General features: G+C 63.5%; 7 protein-coding genes. 4 read left to right on the top strand and 3 right to left on the bottom strand.

The features are described 5' to 3' along the window. Window positions 1–289 precede the first annotated feature (289 nt). Entirely contained in the window at window positions 290–1,213 is a 924-nt protein-coding gene (locus tag VIM95_RS04945) for a Dyp-type peroxidase (protein WP_331983618.1), read from the top strand. On the opposite strand, the gene VIM95_RS04940 is transcribed toward VIM95_RS04945, so the two are convergent. Then, complete coding sequence (locus VIM95_RS04940; protein ID WP_331983616.1) at window positions 1,168–2,400, bottom strand: MFS transporter; 1,233 nt, start codon at window positions 2,398–2,400, stop codon at window positions 1,168–1,170. The two genes, VIM95_RS04945 and VIM95_RS04940, sit on opposite strands and share 46 nt — an antisense overlap. Before the next feature lie 320 nt (window positions 2,401–2,720). On the opposite strand from VIM95_RS04940, the gene VIM95_RS04935 reads away from it, so the two are divergent. Both VIM95_RS04935 and VIM95_RS04930 read left to right on the top strand, forming a co-directional pair. Then, the gene (locus VIM95_RS04935; protein ID WP_331983614.1) at window positions 2,721–3,662 is read left to right on the top strand and encodes a carbohydrate kinase family protein; all 942 of its coding nucleotides are present in this window, start codon (window positions 2,721–2,723) and stop codon (window positions 3,660–3,662) included. A 126-nt stretch (window positions 3,663–3,788) separates the two neighbouring features. Continuing rightward, window positions 3,789–4,157 (top strand): hypothetical protein, encoded by a 369-nt coding sequence (locus VIM95_RS04930; protein ID WP_331983612.1) that lies wholly within the window; start codon window positions 3,789–3,791, stop codon window positions 4,155–4,157. A 479-nt stretch (window positions 4,158–4,636) separates the two neighbouring features. On the opposite strand, the gene aroE is transcribed toward VIM95_RS04930, so the two are convergent. After that, complete coding sequence (gene aroE / locus VIM95_RS04925; RefSeq protein ID WP_331983610.1) at window positions 4,637–5,449, bottom strand: shikimate dehydrogenase; 813 nt, start codon at window positions 5,447–5,449, stop codon at window positions 4,637–4,639. A 29-nt stretch (window positions 5,450–5,478) separates the two neighbouring features. After that, on the bottom strand, window positions 5,479–5,931 hold the full coding sequence (locus tag VIM95_RS04920; RefSeq protein WP_331983608.1) for a rhodanese-like domain-containing protein: 453 nt from the start codon (window positions 5,929–5,931) through the stop codon (window positions 5,479–5,481). Window positions 5,932–6,374: 443 nt separating this feature from the next. Between VIM95_RS04920 and glnA the strand changes: the two genes are divergently transcribed. Next, window positions 6,375–7,784: a type I glutamate--ammonia ligase gene (glnA, locus tag VIM95_RS04915; RefSeq protein ID WP_331983606.1), complete on the top strand. Its 1,410-nt coding sequence runs from the start codon at window positions 6,375–6,377 to the stop codon at window positions 7,782–7,784. Window positions 7,785–8,093 lie beyond the last annotated feature (309 nt).

The raw sequence follows: 8,093 nt of genomic DNA, 5'->3' as shown, positions 1-8,093 counted from the left end.
CGATATCTAGCAAGTTTGAAGGATGAGTCCCGGCGTGGGATCTACGGAGCGAACTGACTGTTCAAGGGCGCAAACGGCGTCCGGGACTCGATGACGGAGCGCTACTCCGTCAGGTGTGACAATACAAGGGCGCAATCCCCGCAGGGCATTGCGCCGTATCGACCGCGGTATGCCGCTCGCCTATCCAAGGGCGAGCATTCTCTCCCCCACAATTACCCCATCGGGTCATCAACCACTACCGCCCAGGCGCTAGAATGAGCCATCTGCATACCATAGAGCGCTTCCAGCCATGCCCTTGCTCGATCTCGCCCAGACCGCCATCTGCGCCGCCAGCCATGCCCACGGCGCCTATCTGTCCTTCGACTACACCGGCAGCAATCCCGCCCCCGCCCGCCAGGCGCTGGCGCAAGTGGCTGACCAGCTCGATAGCTGGGCTCAAGAGGGCAAGGCCCACCGCAACGCCTTTGCCATCGGCATCGGCGCCGAGGCCTGGCCAGGCCTGGTGGGCAACGACGGGCCCGTGGAGCTGCTGCCCTTCCCCGAGTTCGACGATGCCATCCATCCCAATCCGGTCACCCCGCATGCCGTCTTCGTCCACCTGCGCAGCGAGCAGCACGACGCCTGCTTCACGGCCGGCGAGCTGGCCCGCGAGGTCCTGGCGGAGCACTTCACCCTGGTCGATTCCCACAGCGGCTTCCGCCATCAGGACAGCCGCGATCTGACCGGCTTTGTCGATGGCACCGAGAACCCCGCCCAGGACGAGCGCCCCGCCGCCGCCCTGCTGGACGACGGCTCGCCCTTTGCCGGTGGCAGCTTTCTGCATGTGCAGCGTTATGTGCACGACCTCGCCAAATGGCGTCGTACCCCGGTGGCCACCCAGGAGCGCACCATGGGGCGGACCAAGGTCGACAACGTCGAGATGAACGACGACATCAAGCCGCCCACCGCCCATATCGCCCGTACCGTGATCGAAGAGGATGGCGAGGAGCTGGAAATCCTCCGCCAGTCGCTGCCCTACGGCGAAGTCGGTGGCGAGCAGGGGCTGATGTTCCTCAGCTACTGCAAGACGCCTACGATCTTCAATCGCATGCTGGAGCGCATGGTCACCAAGCGCGACGGCTATAGCGACCACCTGCTCCATTTCACCCGTGCCGTCTCCGGCGCGGCCTACTTCGTCCCACCCAGGGCCATGCTGGCGGCCTGGCGCGGCTGAGCCCGCAGCAGGCTGGCGGCAATCGGCAGCGCGCCCGCCACGGTCATTGCCCCCGCCAGGTAGACCGCCTCATAGCCGTAGCCGCTGGCCACCAGGCCCAATAGGGGGCCGGCCACGCCCAACGCCAGGTCAAAGAAGGCCGCATAGGCGCCCAGCGCGCTGCCGCGGCTGGCCGGTACCACCCGCTTGACCGCTTCCACGCCGAAGGCAGGGAAGACCAGCGAGAATCCAAGGCCGGTCAGGGCCGCGCCCGCAAAGGCCAGCCACTGCGTGTCGGCCTGCCACAGCAGAAGCTGGCCCGCACTCTCGATTACCAGGCACACCAGCGCAATGCGTGCGCCGCCCAGCTTGTCCGGCAGGCCGGCCAGGAACAGCCGGGTACCGATATAGGCCGCACCAAAGGCACTCAGCGTGGCCGAAGCGTTTGCCCAGCCGCGGCTGGCAAAGTGCAGGCTGATAAAGGCGGCAATCGCACTGAAGCCCACGGATCCCATCGCCAGCCCCAGGCCTGGCTGCCAGACCGCACCCAGTACCCGGTAGAAAGGCTCACGCACACCGGCCGGCAACGCTACGGTCGGGATCAAACGGCTGATCGCCAGCGCCAGTAAGGGCAGGGTCAGCACCGCCGCGGCGGCGGCCACAAAGCCCAACTGCCCTTGCAGCAGCATGCCCAGCGGTGCCCCCAGGGCAATCGCTGCATACATGGCTATACCCACCCAGGCCATCACCCGGCCGGCATTGGGCAGGCCCACCCGGCCCAGGCCCCAGCTCAGCAGCCCGGTACCGGCCAGGCTTTCTCCTGCGCCCAAGGTCAGCCGACCCCACAGCAGCAGGCCCAGGCTCAGCTCAGCCTGTGCATGGGTGTACGCGGCCAAGAGGTGCAATACCCCGGCAGCTGCAACCAGCCACAGGCCGCGCCGCACTGCCACCGCCGCACCCCGGCTGTCGGCCATCTGGCCGGCGTGGGCCCGGGTCAGCAGCGCCGCCAGCGATTGCGCACCGATCACCACCCCCACCGTCACGGTGCCAAAACCGAGCTGCTGGTGCACAAACAGCGGCAGCACCGGCAGCATGATCCCCAAGGTCAGAAAACAGCAGAACACCAGCAGCGAGATCGGTAGCAAGCGCCCCAATACCTGTGGCTGTGACAGCGTCGCGGTCGCGGCGCCGGAAGAGAGATTGGCCATGATGGCTCCCTTTTCCCTGTCACCCGGCGAGCGGCGGGCACGGGAAAGAATATGAATAATTGCTCGCGTTTTGTTCGAGCAATTATTGGGGCCATGTCCTTCTCGGGCTATTCGTGTTCGTACCGCGTTGCAGTGATCTGCGCAGACCCAGCGACAGCGCGGCTTGCAGGTCTTGTACCGGTCGGCAGGCCAGGGTCTGGGCCGCCCCGGTTCGCATTTGCCGGCGCCCGCGAGAGGCGGGCCTCGCTCGACGCTCTACCCGCAAGCCGCAACAAGGCTAAAATACCCTGTTACCCCACAATCTATATTCTGGACTCCCCATGCCTACGCTGATCTGCGGTTCGGTCGCCTACGATACCATCATGGTCTTCCCCGACCGCTTCAAGCACCACATCCTGCCGGACAAGGTTCACATGCTGTCGGTGTCCTTCCTGGTGCCCGAAATGCGCCGCGAGTACGGCGGCTGCGCCGGCAACATCGGCTACAACCTGCACCTCCTGGGTGGCGAGCCGGTCATCATGGCCACCGTGGGCCAGGACTTCGGCCCCTATGCCGACCGCCTCAAGACGCTCGGCATGCGCCAGGATTGCATCCGCGTGATCGAGGACCAGTACACCCCGCAGTGCTTCATCACCAACGACCTGGACGACAACCAGATCACTGCCTTCCACCCCGGTGCCATGGGCGAGTCGCACCACAACCGCTTCGACCATGTGGCCGGCCTCAAGCTCGCCATCATCGGCCCGGACGGTCGCGACGGCATGCTCACCCATGTACGTGAGCTCAAGGCTGCCGGCATCCCCTTCATCTTCGATCCGGGCCAGGCCATGCCGCTGTTCTCCGGCCCCGAGCTGCTCGATTGCGTCGCCGCTGCCGACTATGTCGCCCTGAACGACTACGAAGCCGCGCTGATGGAAGAGAAGACCGGCAAGGGCATCGCCGACCTCGCCGGCATGGTCAAGGCGCTGATCGTCACCCGTGGTGGTGAAGGTTCCAGCATCTACGTCGGCGGCAAGGAAATCACCATCCCGGTCGCCAAGGCCGCTGCCGTGCTGGACCCCACCGGCTGTGGCGACGCCTACCGCGCCGGCCTGCTGTTTGGTATCGACCAGGGCTGGGACTGGGAAACCACCGGCCGCCTGGCCTCGCTGCTCGGCTCCATCAAGATCGCCAGCCGCGGCGGCCAGAACCACAAGTTCGACCAGGCCAGCCTGCGCGCCGACTTCCGCACCGCCTTCAACGCCGAGCTGCCAGCCTGGTAAGCCAGCCGATCTGCGCTATAGCAAGACAAACGCCGCCTTTGGGCGGCGTTTTTGCACTCTCTCGAAGGCTAGCTCCGCTAGTCTGGCCTACCCTATGCGATGACTTACAAACATTGGAGTGTGTGAATGAAAGCCCGCCGTATCGGTTATTTCCGTGAGTTGCCGCATGGCATGCGGGATGGCCCGAGTTTGATTGAAGCGATAGGTCGCTTCGAGGGTGATCGGACTCAGTTGGTTGCTTATCTATCGGCAGGCGTGCCCTATGTCGTATCCCCGGGTGTAGGGCATGATGTGATTGCCAACGACGGCAGGTTGAGTGGCTGTTATCACACGCTAACCGATGGTTACTGGTTCTGGCCGGCAGATTTGGCCTACTACGTTCAGGAGTATGGTGTTGAGGTACCTAAGGTATTTCTGGATAGCTTGAGCGAGCGTAATTGGGTTCCACCAGACGAAACTGCGGTACAGGCAATTTTAAACGCCGAGACCCCGTAGCCATGATCTGTGGTTAGCTGCCGTGATAGAAATCAGAGGGGCTTGGCGGCTGGCGGCTTGGCGGCTGGCGCCGCAATATCCGCACTGCGTGCGGTTTGGGGTGGGAGTCCGTCCCGCAGCCGGGTTACTTTCTTTTGCTTCGCCAAAATAAAGTAACCAAAGAAAAGGCGACCCCGGGTTCCCCGCCCCACTACGTGGGGTCCCTTCCGCTTCTCGCCAGTCTCGGCCGGAGCGCGAAACTCGGCCACTGCGTGGCCTCAAACAACGCGCCCCGGAAGGCCCCGATCCTGGCTGCGATGCTCAGCGGCTCACACGGGGACCCCAACCCCCCTCCGTAGGTGCCGGCATCAAGCCCCAACGTGTGCAAAGGCGCTGTCCTGTAGGGCGCAATCCCCGCAGGGCATTGCGCCGTATCGTCGCTTGAACCTGCCGCTGCAGGATGGGTTTGCGCGGGTAGAGTTATTTTAAGGCGTGGATTGTTATAGGGCTGCCCGCAATGCTTCCAAAACAGGCCCCGTCTCCGGCCTCACCCCACGCCACACAAAAAACGCCTCGGCCGCCTGCTCCACCAGCATGCCCAGGCCATCCAGCCGCTGGGTCACGCCATGCCGCGCCGCTTGTTGCAGGAAGGCCGTCTCGGTCTTGCCATACATCATGTCGTAGACCAGCAGCTCCGGCCGCCACAGGCTATCCGGCAGCGTGAGTTCCGCGCCGGCCAGGCTCGCCGAGGTGGCGTTGATCACAATGTCGAACTCACCCTTGCCGATGCCATCCAGGCCGCTGCCACGCACTTCGCCAAATTCGCGGAAGTGCGCCGCCAGCGCCTCGGCCTTGTCGGCCGAACGGTTGGCCACGAGGAGGCTGGCCGGCTCTTCGTCCAGCAGCGGCAAGATCACCCCCCGCGAAGCACCGCCGGCACCCAGCAGCAGGATGCGCTTGTCTGCCAGGGTGGTGTGGCGCAATAGGTCGCAAACCAAGCCGGCGCCGTCGGTGTTGTCGCCCACCACGCCCTCGTCATCCAGCCATAGCGTATTCACTGCACCGGCCAGCTCGGCCCGCTCGGTCAGCTCATTGGCAAAGCGGAAGGCCTCTTCCTTGAAAGGCACGGTCACATTGCAGCCGGCGCCGCCCATGGCCAGGAACTGCGCCACGGTGCCGATAAAGTCATCTAGCGGCGCCTCCAGCCGCTCGTACACCAGCTGCTGGCGGGTCTGCTCGGCAAAGGCGGCATGGATCAAGGGGGACTTGCTATGGGCAACGGGGTGGCCGATGACGGCGTAACGGTCGGTCATGTCAGATCAGATGAAGTAGGGAGAGAAAATCAGCTTTGCGACCAGGGCAGGCCGCGGGCCTTCCAGCCGTTGACCTTGCCGCGCTGGCCGGTGGCGTCGCGATCGCCCTCAAAGCCTTCGAGCACGTTGTAGCACTCGGTGTAACCATTGGCCGCCGCCAGCGCGGCCGCCTCGTGCGAGCGGGCACCGCTGCGGCACATGAAGAACAGCGCATCCTCGGTATCCACCTGGTGCTTGAGCTGCTCCATGAAGTTGGGGTTGGGCACCATGCCCGGCCAGCTCTTCCACTCGATCTTCACCGCGTCCACCGGCGCGCCAACAAAGGCCCACTCGGCGCCGCTGCGCACATCCACCAGCTTACTGGCCGGCAGGGTGCGCAAGAGGGTGTGCGCCTCGTCCGGGGTCAGCGCGCCGGAATAGGGCAGCTTCAACTCCTCGGCGCGCGCACGGGCGCGCTGCAATATCTCGTTGGTCAGGCTCATGCTGGTTCTCCGCTGTAGGCCATGCCGCCCTGGGCGGTGGCCATTTGTATAGGGCTTGCTTTGATTATGGCAAAGATCGGCCCGCCGCTGGTGCCTGGCCACTGCCGTTCGTAAGCGTCCGCTCGCGGGGAAGGCGTCATCAAGTCTTCATCCGGCTGAACTAGCCTGCCTCCAGGCAGTCCATGGCAGGCGCTCGCACCAAGCAAGTGCACCAATCCGGTGCTTGTGTGGATTTTGTGTTCTAAAATGGTGCGTCAAGTGGTCTGGTCGTGCCCCCGAATGGCGCGTGGCATGGTGCTCCACCTCGTGGCATGTTTCCTGCTACATTGCTGCCCTGAATGCGGGCAGTCGCGGCTATCGCGCACCCGGTTTCCCCTAGAACAAGCAAGCCCTTTCCGGCCCTTTTGCGGCGCCGGTCCCTTCCAACTTCAGGAGTTATGCAAATGGCGGTCGCCGACGTACTCAAGCTAATCAAGGAAAACGACATTCGTTTCGTCGATCTGCGCTTCACCGACACCATCGGTAAAGAACAGCACGTGACCGTGCCCTCGCACGTGGTCGACGAAGAGTGGTTCGAGCGCGGCCACGCCTTCGATGGCTCCTCGATCACTGGCTGGAAGGGCATTCAGGCCTCCGACATGCTGTTGATGCCGGACCCGTCCACCGCCAACATCGACCCCTTCTATGATGAACCCACCGTGTTCATCACCTGCGACGTGATCGAGCCGGATACCGGCAAAGGCTACGACCGCGACCCGCGTTCCATCGCCAAGCGCGCTGAAGCCTATCTGAAGGCTTCCGGTCTCGGCGACACCGCCTACTTTGGCCCGGAACCCGAATTCTTCATCTTCGACGGCGTGCAGTGGAACGTCGACATGTCCGGCTGCTTCCTGAAGATCACTTCGGACGAAGGCGCCTGGTCCACCGGCAACGATACCGAAGGCGGCAATCACGGCCACCGTCCGCGTGTGAAGGGCGGCTACTTCCCGGTTCCCCCGGTTGACAGCCACCAAGACATCCGCGCTGCCATGGTCATCGCCCTGGAAGAGCTGGGTGTGCCGGTGGAAGTGTTCCACCACGAAGTGGCCAACGCCGGCCAGAACGAAATTGGCACCAAGTTCAGCACCCTGACCCAGCGTGCCGACTGGACCCAGCTGCTTAAGTACGTGGTTCACAACGTGGCCCATCAGTACGGCAAGACCGCCACCTTCATGCCCAAGCCCATCGTTGGTGACAACGGTTCCGGCATGCACGTGCACCAGTCGGTCTGGAAGGACGGCAAGAACCTGTTCGCCGGCACCGGTTACGCTGGCCTGTCCGAGTTCGCCCTGTACTACATCGGCGGCATCATCAAGCACGCCAAGGCCCTGAACGCCATCACCAACCCGGGCACCAACTCGTACAAGCGCCTGGTTCCGCACTACGAAGCCCCGGTCAAGCTGGCCTACTCGGCCCGTAACCGCTCGGCCTCCATCCGCATCCCGCACGTGGCTTCCGACAAGGCCCGCCGTATCGAGGCCCGCTTCCCGGATCCGCTGGCCAACCCCTACCTGGCCTTCTCGGCACTGCTGATGGCCGGTCTGGACGGCGTGCAGAACAAGATCCACCCGGGCGACCCGGCAGACAAGAACCTGTACGACCTGCCGCCGGAAGAAGACAAGCTGATCCCGACCGTGTGCGCCTCGCTGGACGAAGCCCTGGATGCCCTGGACAAGGATCGCGAGTTCCTGGTCCGTGGTGGTGTGTTCACCAACGAGTGGATTGATGCCTACATCGAACTGAAGATGAACGATGTGAACAAGATCCGCATGACCACGCACCCGATCGAGTTCGACATGTACTACTCGCTGTAAACTTTTGGGCTGTCTAAGACAGTCCGAGAGCGTCCAAGAAACCCGCGTAGGTATTGCCTGCGCGGGTTTTTCCTTTCCGTGGACATCCCGCTGAATCCAGCCAAATCCGGACAGCTTTTCCCCTGTTGAATCCCCGTTTTAGAATCTGAAGAACAAGACAACGAAAAATAGTGGACAGCCATGGCGCTGACGGAGCTGCAATGCGGGAAGGCGAAGCCAACGGGTAAGGACTACCAACTGGCCGATGACAGGGGGCTATCGCTCGTTGTACGGGCCAAGGGCGTAAAGCTGTGGGATATGAGTACCGTA

The organism is Chitinimonas sp., from assembly GCF_036568685.1.
Classification (GTDB): Bacteria; Pseudomonadota; Gammaproteobacteria; order Burkholderiales; family Chitinimonadaceae; genus Chitinimonas.
The sequence above is the reverse complement of the archived record's forward strand: the minus strand, read 5'-3'. Positions and strand labels throughout refer to the sequence as shown.